General features: G+C 62.0%; 17 protein-coding genes. 14 read left to right on the top strand and 3 right to left on the bottom strand.

Annotated elements, in window-relative coordinates; genetic code table 11:
• Nucleotides 1–271: 271 nt before the first annotated feature.
• Nucleotides 272–892: a cupin domain-containing protein gene (locus KIO74_RS28595; RefSeq protein WP_213338755.1), complete on the bottom strand. Its 621-nt coding sequence runs from the start codon at nt 890–892 to the stop codon at nt 272–274.
• Between the two features lie 145 nt (nt 893–1,037).
• Between KIO74_RS28595 and KIO74_RS28590 the strand changes: the two genes are divergently transcribed.
• From KIO74_RS28590 to KIO74_RS28540, 11 genes are all read left to right on the top strand, one after another.
• A complete protein-coding gene (locus tag KIO74_RS28590; protein ID WP_213338753.1) occupies nt 1,038–1,412 on the top strand; it encodes a cupin domain-containing protein in 375 nt (124 codons plus the stop codon).
• A 116-nt stretch (nt 1,413–1,528) separates the two neighbouring features.
• Nucleotides 1,529–1,810, top strand: coding sequence for a cupin domain-containing protein (locus KIO74_RS28585; RefSeq protein WP_291959301.1), 282 nt, complete (start codon nt 1,529–1,531; stop codon nt 1,808–1,810).
• Complete coding sequence (locus tag KIO74_RS28580; protein ID WP_213338750.1) at nt 1,807–2,655, top strand: nitrilase-related carbon-nitrogen hydrolase; 849 nt, start codon at nt 1,807–1,809, stop codon at nt 2,653–2,655. The genes KIO74_RS28585 and KIO74_RS28580 overlap by 4 nt, the downstream gene beginning before the upstream one ends.
• 280 nt (nt 2,656–2,935) lie before the next feature.
• The gene (locus KIO74_RS28575; RefSeq protein WP_213338749.1) at nt 2,936–3,565 is read left to right on the top strand and encodes an SRPBCC family protein; all 630 of its coding nucleotides are present in this window, start codon (nt 2,936–2,938) and stop codon (nt 3,563–3,565) included.
• Between the two features lie 87 nt (nt 3,566–3,652).
• On the top strand, nt 3,653–4,543 hold the full coding sequence (locus KIO74_RS28570; protein WP_213338748.1) for a cyclase family protein: 891 nt from the start codon (nt 3,653–3,655) through the stop codon (nt 4,541–4,543).
• Between the two features lie 13 nt (nt 4,544–4,556).
• Entirely contained in the window at nt 4,557–5,096 is a 540-nt protein-coding gene (locus KIO74_RS28565) for a carboxymuconolactone decarboxylase family protein (protein WP_213338745.1), read from the top strand.
• A gap of 142 nt (nt 5,097–5,238) precedes the next feature.
• Nucleotides 5,239–6,324, top strand: coding sequence for a BMP family ABC transporter substrate-binding protein (locus KIO74_RS28560; RefSeq protein WP_213338742.1), 1,086 nt, complete (start codon nt 5,239–5,241; stop codon nt 6,322–6,324).
• A gap of 50 nt (nt 6,325–6,374) precedes the next feature.
• The gene (locus KIO74_RS28555) at nt 6,375–7,841 is read left to right on the top strand and encodes an ABC transporter ATP-binding protein (RefSeq protein ID WP_213338738.1); all 1,467 of its coding nucleotides are present in this window, start codon (nt 6,375–6,377) and stop codon (nt 7,839–7,841) included.
• Between the two features lie 13 nt (nt 7,842–7,854).
• On the top strand, nt 7,855–8,922 hold the full coding sequence (locus KIO74_RS28550) for an ABC transporter permease (protein ID WP_213338736.1): 1,068 nt from the start codon (nt 7,855–7,857) through the stop codon (nt 8,920–8,922).
• On the top strand, nt 8,919–9,845 hold the full coding sequence (locus KIO74_RS28545) for an ABC transporter permease (RefSeq protein ID WP_213338734.1): 927 nt from the start codon (nt 8,919–8,921) through the stop codon (nt 9,843–9,845). The genes KIO74_RS28550 and KIO74_RS28545 overlap by 4 nt, the downstream gene beginning before the upstream one ends.
• A gap of 10 nt (nt 9,846–9,855) precedes the next feature.
• Complete coding sequence (locus KIO74_RS28540) at nt 9,856–10,563, top strand: cysteine hydrolase family protein (RefSeq protein ID WP_213338732.1); 708 nt, start codon at nt 9,856–9,858, stop codon at nt 10,561–10,563.
• A gap of 36 nt (nt 10,564–10,599) precedes the next feature.
• On the opposite strand, the gene KIO74_RS28535 is transcribed toward KIO74_RS28540, so the two are convergent.
• Entirely contained in the window at nt 10,600–11,898 is a 1,299-nt protein-coding gene (locus KIO74_RS28535) for an NAD(P)/FAD-dependent oxidoreductase (RefSeq protein ID WP_213338730.1), read from the bottom strand.
• The gene (locus KIO74_RS28530) at nt 11,895–12,581 is read right to left on the bottom strand and encodes a GntR family transcriptional regulator (protein WP_213338727.1); all 687 of its coding nucleotides are present in this window, start codon (nt 12,579–12,581) and stop codon (nt 11,895–11,897) included. The genes KIO74_RS28535 and KIO74_RS28530 overlap by 4 nt, the downstream gene beginning before the upstream one ends.
• Nucleotides 12,582–12,963: 382 nt before the next feature.
• Here KIO74_RS28530 and KIO74_RS28525 point away from each other — a divergent pair, with 382 nt between their 5' ends.
• The 3 genes from KIO74_RS28525 (at nt 12,964) to KIO74_RS28515 (ending at nt 16,946) form a co-directional block, all read left to right on the top strand.
• On the top strand, nt 12,964–14,286 hold the full coding sequence (locus KIO74_RS28525; RefSeq protein WP_213338725.1) for an LLM class flavin-dependent oxidoreductase: 1,323 nt from the start codon (nt 12,964–12,966) through the stop codon (nt 14,284–14,286).
• A gap of 78 nt (nt 14,287–14,364) precedes the next feature.
• On the top strand, nt 14,365–15,927 hold the full coding sequence (locus tag KIO74_RS28520) for an ABC transporter substrate-binding protein (protein WP_213338723.1): 1,563 nt from the start codon (nt 14,365–14,367) through the stop codon (nt 15,925–15,927).
• Between the two features lie 11 nt (nt 15,928–15,938).
• Nucleotides 15,939–16,946, top strand: coding sequence for an ABC transporter permease (locus KIO74_RS28515; protein WP_213338722.1), 1,008 nt, complete (start codon nt 15,939–15,941; stop codon nt 16,944–16,946).

The raw sequence follows: 16,946 nt of genomic DNA, 5'->3' as shown, positions 1-16,946 counted from the left end.
CCATACGCGAGACCGCTTCGCACTTCTGTTGGAAATGCCTAATCTGAACCGACACTCGGGGACAGCCCACGCCGGTCATCCCGGGAGGAGCGGAAGCTCGGGCCGGGATCCAGAACCGAGACGGTTCGCGGGTGCCATTGGCCTTGCACAACACGCCTTCCTGCTGAAGCGACAGTATTTCTGGATCCCGGACAGCGGCTACGCCGCTTCCGGGATGACACAGAGGTTCCTGAGCCCCAATCCCACTGGAAGCACTGAACGTCGATTGACCCTAGTCGCGCTGCAAGTTGATCCAGAGGGTGCGAACTTGTTCCTTGCCGTGGTTCCAGATGCGATGGGGACGGCGCGAACTGTAGGAAATGAGGTCGCCACTCTCCACTACGTGCAAAGTCCCATCGACCTCGACCGTAAGCTTTCCTTCGAGGACGAAGCCATATTCGAAACCATCGTGGGTGATTGGCTTTTCGGTCGCGCCCGTATGGGGTGCGTATTCATTGAGCGCGATCGAAACACCGCGTGCGCGGTCTTCCTTGATCAACCTGCGGATCACATGGGCCGCGGTCTCGATCACCCGTTGCTCGGAACTGCTGATGACGAGCTTCTCGTCGTCCATCGCCTGATCGACGATGAAGTCGGACATCTGCACGCCCAGGGCATTGGCAATGACAATCAACGACCCGATCGACGGGGAGGCCCGCCCGCGCTCGACCAGGCTGAGCATCGACGCGCTCAGACCGCAGGCGTCGGCGAGGGCCTGCAGTGTCATGTTGCGCGCGAGCCGCACTTCGCGAATGCGAAGCCCGATGGCCGCGAGCGTACTCGCGGTCGTCCCGGCGGGATCATCCTGGGGGTTCAGCAAGGGCTCACTCACGATGGCCGTATCCTCGATCATTTAACAGGCGCCTCACCAACCGCGCCTTCAGAGACGAATAGCGCTTGCACGGCGTTGGATTTTGATCATACTAAAATACGTGAATAATATTCAAACGGAAATTGAAGCCGTGGCTTGCCCCCAAACCCATAACACAGTCCGGGTCGTGAATAGCGCGATAGACTGTCCCGATCTCCCGATCATCGTTGGTTCAGGCCACGCCAAAGCAGTGATGTGGCCAGGCAACGGTGCTCTTTATCGCACTTTTCAGGTGCTTGATCTGAAGCCGAATGATCAGACCATCGCGCTGGTTCATCCCTCCGATAGCGCCTACTACGTCGCATCGGGCTCCGGCGTGATCGCCGATCTCAACTCCGGCGAGCGCATGCCCCTCGTCGAAGGCTCGATGGTTCATATCGACAAGGGAGACCACTATCGGTTCGAGGCCGCCGCAACGGCGGGCTTGAAACTGATAGGCGGCCCATGCCCGGCCGACCCGCAACTCTACGCTCATCTCACCACCGCCGGGGAGGTAGTTTGATGGCCATCCGGATCTTTCATCGTGACACACCCTCGTTACGTCTCCCGCTCATTTCCAAAGACGCCCGGTTCGTCATATGGCCCGGCACCGGCGCCTGGAATGCGAACTTGAATTATGTGCGACTGGAAGCCGGCGAAGCAAATACGCCGCATGTCCATACGCTGTCGGAGGATACGATTTTTATCCTCGAGGGCGAGGGTACCGCTTACGACTACACGAACGACATCAAGCTTCCCTTCCACGCGGGCTGCGTGGTCCATGTGCCGGTCGGTGTCAAACATGCCGTCGCCGCCGATCGCGGTGTCGGGGTCGTGAGTGTCGGCGGCCCGAGCCCGGCGGATGTTCCCCTGCTCAAGGCGGTCGGTGCCTTGCCGGCGGATGCGGAACAGCCGGCATGACATTCTCCGTCGCAGTCATTCAGTTCACCGGCTTGCCCGGGCGAGAGCGGGAGAACCGGGAGCGCAGCGTGCGGCTTATCGAGGACGCGGCCGCCGATGGCGCCCGTGTCATCGTACTGCCCGAACTCGCGATCTCCGGTTACACATTGAACCAGGATGATCTGTCAGCGGCAGCCGAGCCTTGTGACGGGCCTACTCTTTCCGCATGGACCGAGGCTGCCAGGCGTCTCGGTGTGGTGATCGCCGGCGGCTTCTGTGAAAGCGACGGCGGACGTCTTTATAATTCCGCGCTCCTCGTCGGGCCGGACGGCCTTCTGTTGCATTACCGGAAGCTTCATCTCTTCGACGGGGAAAAGGTCATCTTCACACCGGGCGACCGCGGTCTCGCTGTGGCGTCGACACCCTTCGGCCGTATCGGCCTGTGCGTCTGCTACGACTTGCGTTTCGTGGAGGTCATGCGCGTGCTGGCGCTGCAAGGCGCGGAACTCATCGTGGTGCCGACCGCCTGGGTGTGTGGCTTCGACAAGGTCGAGCGTGATGGTGATGGCCTGATCGGCCAGGCGCGCGGTGCGGTCGTCCAGGCCAATCTCAACCAGGTCTATGTCGCCTGCGCCTCACAGAGCGGGACGGCTGGCGATATCGCCTTTCTCGGCTCCTCTCTGGTGGCCGACCCCTACGGACGGATTCTCGCCGGCCCCCTGGCCCAGGATATCGAGGTAACACTTGTCGCCCCCATGGATCCTGCGATCGCCCAGGCCGCGCTGGTGCGGACGGAGCGGGTGAAACCGCGCGAGGACAGACGAACCGATGTCTATGGCGTCACCGCGGGAGGACAAACGCTCTGATGTGATCCGGATCAGACCATCCGGAAAGCATCCGCAGGAAGACCGGCAGCCTGCACCGACTTTGCGCGCCCGCCCATGCTGACGCGGCATTTGCTGGAGCGATTCGCCTATAACCATCGAATACTCGGAGTGAGACCGGGTAAATTATAACTATTGCCAGAATGTGACCGAGGCTTCGAACAGTAGCGGCCGGCGCGCGGCGAGCCATCCTCAGGCATGCCGATGAGATCGCAGGCCACCGTTCGCTGTCCGGCGGTCGATCTCAGAGGAGGCATCAGCCATGAAGATCGCGCAGGAATTCACAGTGGCACGTCCGATGCCTGCCGTTTGGAGTTTCTTCCAGGATATCCCGAATGTCGCGCGTTGCCTGCCAGGCGCGGAATATCTCGGTCCGAAGGAAGACGGGAAGCATACTGGCAAGGTTTCATCAAAGATCGGTCCCTTCCAGGCGAGCTTCGAGGGCGAGGCGGATGTCGTCTATGATGATGTCGCCAAGTCCGTCCATGTCGAAGGCAAAGGCGTCGACAAGAAGGGCGCGAGCCGTGGCAAGATGATCATGGATTGCCGCCTCTTCGCGGAAGGGGAAAAGACGAAAGTCGTCGTCGATGCAGACGTGCAACTCTCCGGGGCGATCGCGCAATTCGGCCGCACGGGCATCATCGCCGAAGTCGCCAACGTGCTGGTTGCCGATTTCGTCCGCAACGCCGAGGCTGAACTCGCGGCTGGCAGCGCCGCCGCGCAAGACGCCGCTCCCGCGCAAGGGCGGGATACGGCCCGGGAGGCCGGCGCCGCGCCGGCAGCTTCCGCGCCTTCCGCACCCGCTGGCGCCAAGCCGATCAGCGGCTTCGGCCTCATCCTTGCCGTCCTGAAATCCTGGCTCGCATCACTATTCGGGCGCCGCGCCCATTAGATCTTTGTTTTCACGCATTTTCTTCGCGCGAACCGATTTCCACTTCGCTCGAAAATGCTCAAATCCATACAAATCTGGAGCCGACTGATGAAGATCATCGACCTTTCCCATCTCATGAATGTCCACACGCCGGGCTGGGTGGGGTATGCGGGCAACAAGATGTATTATGCCCAGAACCTTCAGACGATCCACATCGTCGCGCAGCGCATCGACTCGGCCCTGCATGTCGGGACGCATATCGATGGCGCCATGCACGGCACAGACGGCATGGGCGACATGGCCTCCTATCCCCTCGACTTCCTGGTCGGCCCCGGGGCTGTGGTGGACGTGTCCGAGCACATGGATGACTGGGCCGTCATCACGCCGGAGATGATCGAGAGCGCGCCCGTCGATGTGAAGGAAGGGGACATCCTCATCATCCACACCGGCTGGCATCGCTATTGGGAAGGCAAGCCGCAGCAGGATCTCGTCAAGTATTTCTGCATGCACCCAGGCGGCAAGCAGGAGCTTCTCGATTGGATGCTCGCGAAGAAAATCAAATGGTTCGGTATCGACTGCGGCTCGGGCGACCATGCCATGAACACGACAATCCGCCGTATGCGCCCCGATCTCGCCAAGCAGTTCGAGGAAAAGGTCGGCATGAGCTGCGACGAATTCTTCGGGAAGAACAGCTATGTGCACAAACGCTCCGGCCGCAAGGTTGTTGAGGACTATTTCCCCTTCCATTCGCAAGCCTTCCAGGAAGGCTTGATCCATGCGGAGAATGTGGGCGGCGATATCGAGCTCATGCTCAACCAGCGCGCCGTGATCGGGGCCTTCCCCTGGCGCTACGAAGGTTTGGAAGCCTGCCCCTGCCGGATCGTCTGCTTCCAGGGCATCCCGGAAGATGTCGAGGCGGTCGGCGACGTGGCCAAGGCCATCTTCGGTCCAAGGCAGATCGCTTCAGGCATGATGTCAGGTGGGCCGGACGGGCGCTAAACGGAGAGAGGCGATGCTGATCGGTGTTCGCAATGTCGCGGAGATGACGCCCGCACAGCGCAAGGTCCATGATGCCATCGCATCCGGACCGCGCGCGGGTGTACCGCTGCCGTTCCTCGCCATGCTCGATGTGCCGGACCTCGCGAATGCGATCCAGTCGATCGGCGCGGCGATCCGCTTCTCGGGAGCACTTCCCGCTCCCCTGCGCGAGGTGGCGATTCTCGCCACCGCCGCGGCCTTCGGCTCGGGTTATGAGTGGGACTACCATCTGCCCATCGCGCGCGACCTCGGGGTCGAGGAGACAACGATCGCCGCGGCCGCATCGGGGCGGTCGGCAGAGGCCGCGGCGCCCGCGCATCAGGCCATTGTCGCGCTTTGCCGGGACGCGGTCCTGAATTGCCAAGTCAACCAGGACAGGTTGAAGGAATTGGTGGAACGCGTCGGTGCACCGGCCGCGAGTGAAGTGGTTGCGATCGCCGGCTACTACCAGTTACTCGCGTTGTTCCTTTCGGCGGGCGCCCTGGATCACGGCATCACCGATCCTGCGGATTAACCCCGCCAAAAAGGCATCGTTCGACACGCAATTGACCAGAGCCTCAAAAAGGCACTTGCGCTTCCAATCAAGTTAAGGCGTAATCATATTGAAATTTTCAAGAAAAACTTGAAAAATACAAAAATTGAGGTGGAGCGAGGCTATGATCACACAACGATCCAGCACTAATGTCGTTGCCGCATTTCTCTCCGGCGTACTGGGATTGGCCACCATCGGCCCCGTTGCGGCGGCCGACGTCAAGGCCGCCTTCCTCTATGTCGGCCCACGCGCCGACAATGGCTGGACCTTCCGCCACGACGAAGCACGTCTTTGCCTGGAGAAGGCCGGCATTCCGACCTCCTTTGTGGAATCAGTGTCCGAGGGACCGGATGTCGCACGCATCGAGCGCGACTTCATCTCCCAGGGCTACAACGTCATCTTCGGAACAGCTTTCGGTTACCAGCCTTTTACTCAGCAGGTCGCCAAGCAGAACCCTGACAAATTCTTCTTCAATATCGGCCCGGGAATTGCGCCGAACCCCAATATCCAGACTTATTATGGCAAGTTGTGGGATGGGCGCTATCTCACTGGCATCGTCGCCGGCAAGATGACGAAATCCAACAAGATCGGCTTCGTCGCGGCTCATCCAAAGCCCTCAGTCCTGGCTGGCATCAACGCCTTCACGCTCGGCGCGCGGTCGGTCAACCCGAAGGCTGAGGTCAATGTCGTCTGGACGCTGTCGTGGTTCGACCCGCCGGCGGAGAAACAGGCCGCGGTGGCGCTGGCTGAGGCCGGGAACGATGTCATTGCGCAGCATCAGGACACCGGCTCGGCTGCCCAGGGCGCGGCCGAGAAGGGCGCGTGGGCGATCGGCTCCGAGGCCGACCTGTCGAAGATCGCCGGCGACCGCGTCTTGACCGGAACGATGTGGGACTGGTGCCAGTACTACAAGAACGCGATCGCCAGCGTGAAGGACGGCACGTTCAAGCCCGGAGACTATTTCGGCGGCCTCGATGACGACGTGATCAGTCTCGCGCCGTTCAACAAGGCCATTCCGGCGGACGTCGTCGCCCTCGTGAACGAAAAGAAGCAGGCTATCATCGACGGCAAGTTCGACTACTGGAAGGGCCCCTTGAAGTCCAACGACGGCAAGGTCGTGGTGCCGGAAGGCGGAACCCTTTCGCTCACGGACGTGCAGAAGGTTCTGTGGCTGGTCGAAGGGGTCAACGGCACGGTAGGCAAGAAGTGACAATCGCCGCTGGGGTGTTGAGCCGCGAGCATTCCGGAAGGGGGGACGGCTTGCCCGTCCTGCAGGTCGAGCACGTTACCAAGTCCTTCGGCGACGTGCTCGCCAACAGTGATGTCTCGTTCGCGGTGCCGGCCGGCAGCGTCGTCGCCCTGCTTGGGGAGAATGGCGCGGGAAAATCGACGGCGATGAACGCGGTCTGCGGCCTCTATCTGCCGGAGACCGGCCGTATCCTCGTTGACGGCCGCCCCGTGGAGCTCGGTTCACCCTCGGCGGCTGTCGCCGCAGGTGTGGGGATGGTCCATCAGCAGTTCAAACTGGTGGATACGCTGACTGGCTATGAAAACATCTCGCTCGCCACGGATCGTGGCCGGTTCCTGCAACGTCGCCAGGCCCCGTCCGCGCTGACCGATCTGATGCAGGAGGTCGGCTTCCAGCTTGACCTGGCGGCACCAGTCTGGACGATGCCGCTCGCCGCACGCCAGCAGCTCGAGATTCTGCGCGTGCTGGCCCAGGGCGCGCGGCTGCTCATTCTCGACGAGCCGACATCGGTCCTGTCGCCGAAGGAGACTGAACAGCTTTTCGGCATCGTCAAGCGTATCGCGGCGTCCGGTCGCTCCATCATCCTGATCTCGCACAAACTCGCCGAGATCGAAGAGATCGCCGACCATCTCGTTGTCATGCGTGGCGGGCGCGTGGTCTTCGAGGGACCGAACCAGTCCCTCACAGGCGATGACATCGCCGAACTCATCATCGGCAAGCGTGTCGTGCGCGCGGGACAAAGACCTCAAACCGCACGCGGCGAGCGGCAGTTGTCGGTGAGAAACGTATCGATCGCGGGTCGCGACGGAGCGACCGTCGTGTCCGACGTGAGCTTTGACGTGCATGGCGGAGAACTCGTTGCAGTGCTCGGCGTGACCGGCAACGGTCAATCCGAACTGTTCGATGCGATTGGAGGCCTGCTGCGCCATTCCTCAGGGCAGATCGATGCGCCTCGTCGCGCCGGCAGACGCGCATTTGCCTTCATCCCATCCCGACATCTGGGCATCGCTCTGGCGCCAGGCCTGAGCCTGGAGGACAACGCGCTTCTCGGCTCGCAGCACAATCCCCCGTTCGGGCCTTGGCTGGCGCCTGCCCGCGTCAGGCTCCACGCACGCGCCGTGCTGGGCAGCTTTGGTGTCAAGGCTGATCCGGGTTCAGCGACCAGACGGCTCTCGGGCGGCAATCTCCAGCGCGTGGTGCTGGGCCGGGAGTTGGCCAGCCAGCCGTCACTGATCGTGGCGAGCTATCCCACCCGCGGGCTCGATATTGCATCCGCAGCGCAGATCCGGGCTGCACTTGCCGAGCGCGCGGTGGCAGGAAACGCCGTTCTCATGGCAAGCGAGGAACTGGACGAGTCGCTCGAAATAGCGACACGCGTCCTTGTTATGAGTTCGGGGCGCATCGTCGCCGATCTCGCGCCGCAGCAGTTCGACAGGGTCGCCATCGGTCGGCTGATGACCGCGGCACGGACGCACTAGGATGCCAATGCTCATGCGCCTTCGCCTAGAGCCTCGCCTTGAGTCCGCCAAGCCGCTTGAAGTGGCGCTTCGCGTCGCAGCCGGCGCGTTGCTTGCGCTTGTCGTGGGCGGCTTCGTCATCGCCTTGAGCGGTCATGACCCGCTCACCTCCTATGCCGCCCTCATCCGCGGCGGCTTCGGATCGCGAGCCGCTTTTGAGGGCACCTTGAACAAGGCTGTGCCTATCGGCTTGTGCGCATTGGGCATCGCCATTGCGGCCCGCGCCAGACTTGTGAACATCGGCGCGGAGGGGCAACTCTTCTTCGGCGCCTTCGCCGCGACGGCCGTCGGCCTCGCGTTACCGGAAACCACGCCAAGCGTGATCGCCCTCCCATGCGTCATTGGCGCCGGGATCCTGGCCGGCGCCTTCTGGGCGGCACTCGCGGCGATCCCCAAGGTCGTTTTCGGCGTCAACGAAATCCTGTCAACGCTGATGCTCAATTATATCTGCCTGTTGTGGGTCGGCTATCTCGTCCGTGGACCATGGGCCGATCCCCTGGCCTATTCCTTTCCTTATTCCCCGCCCATTCTCGACAATGCCCAGATGGGCCCGCTCTTCGGCAGCCTGAATGGCGGCCTGCTGATCCTGGCCGCTGCCGCGCTTTGCGTCTGGATCATCGACTACGGTACACGCTGGGGGTACGAGCTCAGGGTTTCGGGCGATGCGCCACAGGCGGCGCGCTACGGCGGCATCAGCGCCACGGCCGTTACATTGTCCGCGCTGGGCGTCTCGGGCGCCCTGGCGGGGCTGGCCGGTGCCGTCGAACTCTCGACAACCACCGGCCGACTGCAGCTTGGCCTCTCTCCGGGCTACGGCTTCATGGCGATCCTGGTCGCCTGGCTCGGGGGTGGCCGCGCCCTGCCTATCATTGTCGTGTCGATCCTCTATGCTGGCCTGCTCAACGGCGGCTTCAGCCTGCAGGTTTCGCGCATTCCCTCCTCGATCAGCACGATCCTCCAAGCCCTGATCCTGATCATGGTGCTCGCCGGGGTAACCCTTGGCCGCTACAGAATCCGCCTGGTCCGTGGGGCAACCGCATGAACATCGAACTGCTCTTCGCGGCAGCCATCGTCTCGGCGACGCCGATCCTCTTCGCCGCACTCGGACAGCTTCTGACGGAGCGCGCCGGGGTGCTTAATCTCGGCATCGAGGGGACGATGCTCGTCGGCGCGGTCTGCGGCTTCGTGATGACCTTCGCCCTCGGTTCCACGGCGATCGGGCTTGTGGGTGCCGCGCTCTGCGGCGCCTTTTTCAGCGCTGCCTTCGCCTTCTGCGTGGTGACGCTCCGTTTGGACCAGGTGGTGACGGGCCTCGCCTTTTCCATTCTCGGAAGCGGATTGTCCGCCTTTGTCGGGCAGTCCTATGTTGGAAAGGCCCTGCCGACACGCGGCCCGATCGGTGAGGCCTCTCCCCTCGCCGACATTCCCGGGCTCGGCGTCATCGTTTTCAGCCAGGATACAATGGTCTTCCTGGCTTTCGCGATCGCTGGATTCATCGCATTCTACCTTCACAAGACCCGGCCCGGGCTCATCCTTCGTACGCTCGGCGAGAGCCCGGAAACATTGGACTCGCTCGGGATCACCGTCGTTGGCCTGCGCTATGCCTATATCATTGCCGGCGGCGCACTGATCGCCCTTGGCGGCGCTTATCTCTCGGTCATCAACACGCCCACCTGGGTGGAGAATATGACGGCGGGCCGCGGCTGGATCGCCCTCGCGATCGTCATCTTCGCGAGCTGGCGTCCAGGCTGGGTGGTCTTTGGCGCACTTCTGTTCGGCCTCGTGGATGCCTACCGGTTTCGCGCGCAGGCCAGCGGCCAGGCTTTCATCGACCCGCATTTTCTCAACATGTTGCCCTATGCGACAACACTGATCGTTCTGATCGTGATGTCGCGCCCGGGGTTGCGCGCGCGGCTGCGAGCGCCAGCCGCCCTGGGTATCGCCTATGATCGCGAAAAGCGCTGAGGAGACAGGGATGAAAGCCTATATCGACGGCAAAGCCCAACAGCTCGGATCCGAGTTCGCGCCGTGGTTCGATACCCGCAACGCGGCGATCGTTTCGATCGACCTGCACCGCGGACATCTCGAAGACTCGCCCGATTGCCCCTGCCCCGCTCCGCGTGCCCGCGAGATAGTCACCGCCGTCGACGCGTTCCATGCGGCAGCGCGCAGGCTCGGGATACCTGTCATCCACGTCCGTAGTGTCCTGCGCAAAGGCGGCGTCGACGATGTGAACGGTTTGAAGGCCGCCTGGCGGCTGGTCTTCCCACTGCATGTCGGCGAGATCCGGAATATGGATGAACATGCGATCGAGGGGACTCGCTGGACGGAATTCGTCACCCATGTCGACGAGAAGGACCTTATCGTCCAGACAAAGAAACGCCTGTCAGCCTTCTTCCCGACCGACCTCGACTTTCTCCTGCGCAATCTCGGCACCAAAACCCTGGTGCTCGACGGATGCCTCGCCGACTGCTGCGTGCTGAACACGGCATTCGACGCCTCAAACCTTGGCTACAACGTGACCGTACCGCAGGACCTGGTGCGAGGAACGAACGAGGCCATGGAGAAGGGCGCACTGGCGATCATTGCCGCTCATCTCGGCATCGTCACCGATTCCGCGAGCATCCTGGACGCCTGGTCGTCGAGGGGCGCCCCAGAGATCGCGCAACCCGCCTCGGCATGAGAGGACGGGCGCGCGAACGCCCTCGCGGATAGATAGTCAGGCGAAAATATCCATCACGCGATAGAGCTGCGTCACGGTAACGATGCCAAGGTCGCTGATCGGCGAAGGCGGCATACGGGGCGCGGGCGTGTTCGGAACCGGCAGTGTGGCCTGCGAGCGGTCCTGCAAAATAGTCTCGCCAAGCAACTTGCCATAGGCGCTGGCCATGGCGACGCCGCGTCCGCAATAGCCATGGGATGTCCACAGCCCAGGCTCCGGCTGGTCGATATGCGGCAGGAAATCCCGGGTAAGCCCGACTTTACCTGACCAGCGAAATTCAATCTCCGCGCCCCGAAGCTGCGGATAGATCTTGGCGAGCGCGGCCTCAACATGAGCGAAGTCCTCCGCCTGCCGGGGACCGGATAAGGTGCCACGTGTACCGAACAGCACGCGCCCGTAAGGGTCCTTATGCCAGTAATAGAGAATACGTCGACTGTCCGACACGGCCTGCTCGCCCGGCAATATGTCTGCGGCCAGCGCAGCCGACAGCGGCTTTGTGGCGACGATATTGGTATGGATGGTCGCCATCGTCCGCTCGACGCTCGCGCTCAACCCACTGGAATAGGCGTCTGCCGCGATGATAACTGTCGAGGCCGTCACGCGGCCGCGCGATGTCTCGACCACCCACCCCCGCGGTTGCCGCGATACGCCCTTCGCAGGCGTCTCACGATGCACTGTCGCGCCTTCCGCGATGGCAGCCCGCGCCAGCCCACGCGCATAGCCCAGCGGGTTGAGAGAGGCGCCCTCATGGTCAATCATTCCGCCGATATAGGCCGAAGAACCCAGCAAGCGGGAAAGCTCGTCGCGCGAGAGCATGTCCAAACCGCCGATCCCATCGGCTGTCCAGGTGCGCTGGCGCTCCTCCACCCGCCTCAGCCCCGCCGTGTTATGCGCGGGCAGGATCCAGCCGGTGCGCTTGAGATCACATTGGATGTCGTAGGTACTGATGAAATCATAGACGACGTCTGTGGTTGTCGCGCCGAAATCTGCCATGGCGCGGCCACGCTGCGGGCCGAACTCCCGGATCAGGCCGGAACGACTGCTCTTGAAACCGCGGATGACGGCACCGCTATTGCGCCCCGAACCGCCCCAACCGGGATATCCGCCCTCGATCACACGGACATTGGCGCCGCCTTTGGCCAGGACGAGGGCTGCGGAAAGGCCGGTATAGCCCGCGCCGATGATCGCCACGTCGCATGTCGTGTCGCCATCCAGCGGGCGCGAGGGATCGTCCTCTTTGACCGTCGCCGACCATAGTGTCGGGAACGTATTGATGCAGTCATTCGCGTAATTCATTTCGCAGAACCCTGGGTAGCGTCCGGCGCACTGGACATCGCGTGCAGACGAACCGTCGTGGCAAAGTGATAATCGAGCTCGGCCTTTGCCGTGCCGGCATCTCCGCGCTGCAGGGCGGCAAAAATCCGGCAGTGATCGCGATACGCGCCCTCGGGCCCGGCATCGATGGCCAGTTCGTTGGTGCGGATCAGGCGGGCGCGATTAAGAATGAGCGACAATTCACGCTGCAGCATCTCCAGTTGGCTCATTTCAGCGATCGACAGGTGAAAGGCCGTATCAAGATCGCTGAACTCGCCGCGGCTAACTGTTTGCAGCGATGCACGTTGCAGCTCGAGAATGTGAGCGACACGGTCGAGCCCCTCGGCGCTGCGATTGGCGACCGCGAGTTCCACCGAGAGATGTTCCAGCGCCGCCCGCAGACGGTAGGTCACCAGGATCTCGGGATAGGAGTAGGTCCGGACGGCGTAGCGACGCCCCACCCGCTCGACCAGGCCCTCCTGCTCCAGCCGCCGCAATGCATCACGTGCAGGAATACGGCTGCCACCGAACCAGGAAGCGACCTCGTCCTCCTTCAGCACTGCCCCCATGAGGAACTCGTGCCGCAGAATCCTAGTCTTCAGTCCTTCATGCGCCTGGTCGCCAAGGGAGGCGCTACCGGCATCGTTCCCATTCACATCGTGCATCGTCGTCTTTCGCTGGCGTCGCGGAGCGCTTGGTCGAGAACAACCGTTGCGGCGCCGTTTTAGTATACTCAATGGGCAAGCAGGCTCAATCCAGAAAGATGAGCGCAACCGTTTTTCGCTCGGTAAGGCGTGGTATTAATTCTTCTAGGAATCGGATTAACTTTTATATTTCAGATATATAAAACAATCCGTCCCATGGGGGATATAGATCAAAAGCCATGGCTCGCAAAAAATGCATTTGCGCTATCGTGAGACCGCGATAGGATATCGGTATACGGAATGAGGTTCATTGAGGCGGCGGTCAGCATTCCGTGATTGAACTACAGGCGGGCCACGCCTTCCGCATGCGCTTTGCGTGGCAGGCAAACGAAGGGGAACGAAGATGAATGCATCTCGGCAGATGCGGCTCGGGCTGTCGATGCGCTATCTCGGCTACCATATCGCCGCGTGGCGCCACCCCGATTTCCAGCCGACGAGCATCGTCGAATTCGAAACCTACCGCGATATCGCGCGCAAGGCCGAGGCTGCCAAGCTCGACATGATCTTTTTTGCCGACGGTGTCGCTGTGCGCGGTTCCGACAACCCGGCGGGCGCCTTGTCTCGCGACATGAAAAATGCAGAACTCGAACCGCTGACCCTGCTCTCTGCCATAGCCGCCTGCACCAGCCGGGTCGGGCTCGTCGCCACGGCCTCGACGACCTACAACGAGCCATTCCACGTCGCGCGCAAATATGCTTCGCTCGATCACATCAGCAAGGGCCGCGCCGGATGGAACGTCGTCACGTCCTGGTCCGACCAGGAGGCGCAGAACTTCAATCGGGTCGCCAATCTTGAGAAGGATGAGCGCTACGCCCGCGCCGCTGAATTCGTGCAAGTCGTCAAGGGGCTATGGAGCAGCTGGGACGCGGATGCCTTCACTCACGACAAGGCAACGGGGCAGTTCTACGACCCTGAGAAGCTTCATATTCTCAATCACAAGGGCAAATTCTTCTCGGTTCGCGGCCCGTTGAACTCCTGCCGGACCCCGCAAGGTGAGCCGATCATCGTCCAGGCCGGCGCGTCATCGCAGGGCCGCGATATCGCCGCCGAGCACGCGCATGTCGTCTACACGAACTCGCTGGATGTCGGAGAAGCGCGAACCTTCTATGCCGATCTCAAGGATCGTGCCGCCTCATTCGGGCGCCGCTCCGGCGCGCCGCTGATCATGCCTGGTGTCACGCTCTATGTCGGGGCGACGAAGGCCGAGGCTCAGGCCAAGTTCGACGAGTTGCAGCGGCTGATCGATCCTGTGGCGGGGCTGGCGCTTCTTTACACTTTCTGCGGCGATCTCTCCGCCTACGATCTCGACAAGCCGCTGCCGCCTGATTTCTTCACGAATGGCATCAGCATTGGCGGCAATCTCCTCGCCAAGGCTCGTCGGGAAAACCTCACGATCAGGCAACTCTACGAGGACGTTGCCGCCGGCTATACCGGCCGCTACCTCATCGGAACGGCCGAGGATATCGTCGATGACCTCCAGCACTGGTTCGAGACAGGCGCGGCGGACGGCTTCAACATCTGCCCGCCCATTCTCCCGCAAGGCATGGATGATCTCGCGACATTCATCGTTCCGGAGCTGCGCAGGCGCGGGCTTTTCCGGTCGGACTACGAGGCAACGACGCTGCGGGGCAATCTCGGGCTCGCGAGCCCGACGGAAGCCGCGTGATCCGCAGCCGAACCGACGCGCCGCCGCAGGATACCTAAATAGAATAAGCCGGAATATTATATAAAAAGGAGCCAGAGGATGCATACGAGCATATCCATACCGCGTCGCACCGTGTTCAAAGGTATTGGCGCCATAGCCGCAGCAGGCGTTCTAGGTGGAAACGCACGGGTGGCCTTTGCAGCCGCGCCACATTTGCGGGCGGCCATCACTGGCTACAGCGTGATCAATACGCTCGATCCGGGGAAGGCGACGCTCATTCCCGAGTTCTATGTCATCTGGTCGCTGTATAACGGGCTGCTGACCTTTGACGACAAGATGAATATCGTCCCGGATCTCGCGGAATCCTACAAGACGCTGGAAGACGGCTCCATCGAGTTCAAACTGCGCAAGGGCGTCAAGTTCCACGACGGCTCCGAGATGACCTCGGACGACGTCAAATTCTCGATCGAACGGATCCTCAACGAATCCTTCGCGTCGCCGAACCGGGCGAAGGTCGCGGCCGTCGACCGCGTGGAGGCCGTTGATCCGCTGACGGTGCGGATCTATACGAAGCGGCCCTTCGCGCCTCTCCTGACCTTCCTGACCAACTCCCGCACCGGCACGCAGATCGTGCCGCGCAAGGCTGTCGAGGCCATGGGCGCGGAAGCCTTCGCGCGCAAACCGATCGGCACAGGACCCTACAAGCTTGAATCCTGGTCTGCCGGCACCGGGCTGAAGCTTGCTGCCCACAAGGACTATTTCGGCGGCGCGCCGACGATCGAGACCGTCGAAGTGCCGCTCATTGCCGAGGAATCGAGCGGCGTCACGGCGCTGCTGGGGAACCAGATCGATCTGACCAGCACGGTGCCGGCGGCCGACGTTCCGCAGTTGTCAAGCAATCCCAACGCGACGATCCTGAAGCAGCCCGGATTGAACATGCGCTTCCTCTCGCTCAATCTGAGGAAGGCGCCCTTCGACGATCCGCATTTCCGCCGCGCCGTATCCATGGCCTTCCAACGTGAGGCGATGGTCAACGCGGTGATCTTTGGCGAGGGCGCGACGTCACACGGCATCTTCCCGCCGCTTCTCGGCGATTACTATTCCAATATTCGTCCGCCGCAGACCCTGTTCAATCCTGAAGCCGCCAAGGCCGAGATGGCGAAGTCCCGCTACAAGCCGGGCGAACAGACGGTGGCGGTGGTCACCTGGGGCGGGAGCTGGTGGAAGCGATTTGCCGAGATCTTCGTAGCCCAGGTCAACCAGACACTCGGCACCAAATTCACGGTCGAGGTCACGGACGCCAACGCCGCTTACGCGCGTCAGCAGTCCGGCGACTTTGTCTGCTCGGTCTGGGGCTGGCTCGGCCTCGTTGATCCCGATGAATACATCAACGATATTTTCCACTCGAAGGGATGGCGCAATTTCGGCGGCTATTCCAACCCCGAGGCCGACACCCTGATCGAGGCGGCCGCCCGCGAGATGGACCAGGCCAAGCGCGCGGAGCTGTATCACAAGGCCGAGAAGGTCGTGATGGAGGATCTGCCGTTCATCCCGTGTTTCACGTCCAATATCCATAACCTGCTGCGCAAGGGCGTGAGCGGCTTTGTTCAGAAGCCCTATTCGAACTTCGGCGACCAGTTCATCAACATCAAGACGACCTGAGGCAGGCCTTAATGTCCGACGTCGCCCTGCAATCCGGGCTGCACCGCGAGCGCATGGCGCGCCTGAGGGCCCTGTTCGTCTATATCGCCAAAAGGGTTCTCGGGAGCGCGGGCGTGTTGCTCGTCGGCACGCTCGTGGTGTTCTTCACCATGAAAGCCGCGCCGGGCGACCCTGCCTTGTCGGCTCTCGGAGAGCAGGCGTCGCCCGATGCCATCGCGGCCTTCCGGGCCGCGCATGGTCTCGACGCGCCTGTACATGTGCAGTATCTCGCGTGGCTCACGCAGATGCTGCAGGGCAATTTCGGTCAATCGCTGGCACTGGCCAGCGGTGTTCCCGTCGCGACGCTCCTTCTGACGAAGCTGCCCGCGACGGTCTTCATCGGGCTCTATGCCCTCACCATAGCGATCGTCATATCGCTCGTGCTCGGCACGATCGCGGCGCTCCAGCGCGGCCGCGCAGCGGACACGGTGGCGACATCGATCGCGGTCTTCGGCATTTCCATGCCGGATTTCTGGCTGAGCTATGTCCTCATCTTCGGATTGGCGCTTAATCTCGGCTTGTTCCCGACTTTCGGCTATGTCTCACCGGCCGATGACTTCCTGCGGGCGCTGCATTTCGGCTTTCTGCCCGCTTTCGCGATCGCCGCGCCCATGGCGGCCGTCTTCGCGCGCACCTTGCGTGCCGTGCTCATCGATGTGATGAACAAGCCCTATGTCACCACCGCCAAGTCGTTTGGCCTACGAGGCCAGTTCATCTTCGTACACTTCGTGCTGCGCAACGCCCTCGTACCCTATCTGACGGTCATCGGATTGCAGATCCGCTATATTCTTGGTGGTGTCGTCGTCGTCGAGCGCATCTTCGGGATACCGGGCATCGGATCGTTGATGGTCGACGGGGCCTTTGCCCGCGACTTTCCTGTATTGCAGGCTTGTACGGTGACATTCCTGTTCATCGTGCTTGTCGTCAACATGATCACTGATCTCATCTGTGCGGCCCTGGATCCGCGCCGGTCAAGCTAG

The sequence above is a fragment of the Chelatococcus sp. HY11 genome, assembly GCF_018398335.1.
GTDB lineage: Bacteria > Pseudomonadota > Alphaproteobacteria > Rhizobiales > Beijerinckiaceae > Chelatococcus.
Note: the sequence above shows the minus strand (reverse complement) of the source record. Positions and strands in the feature narration are given on the sequence as shown.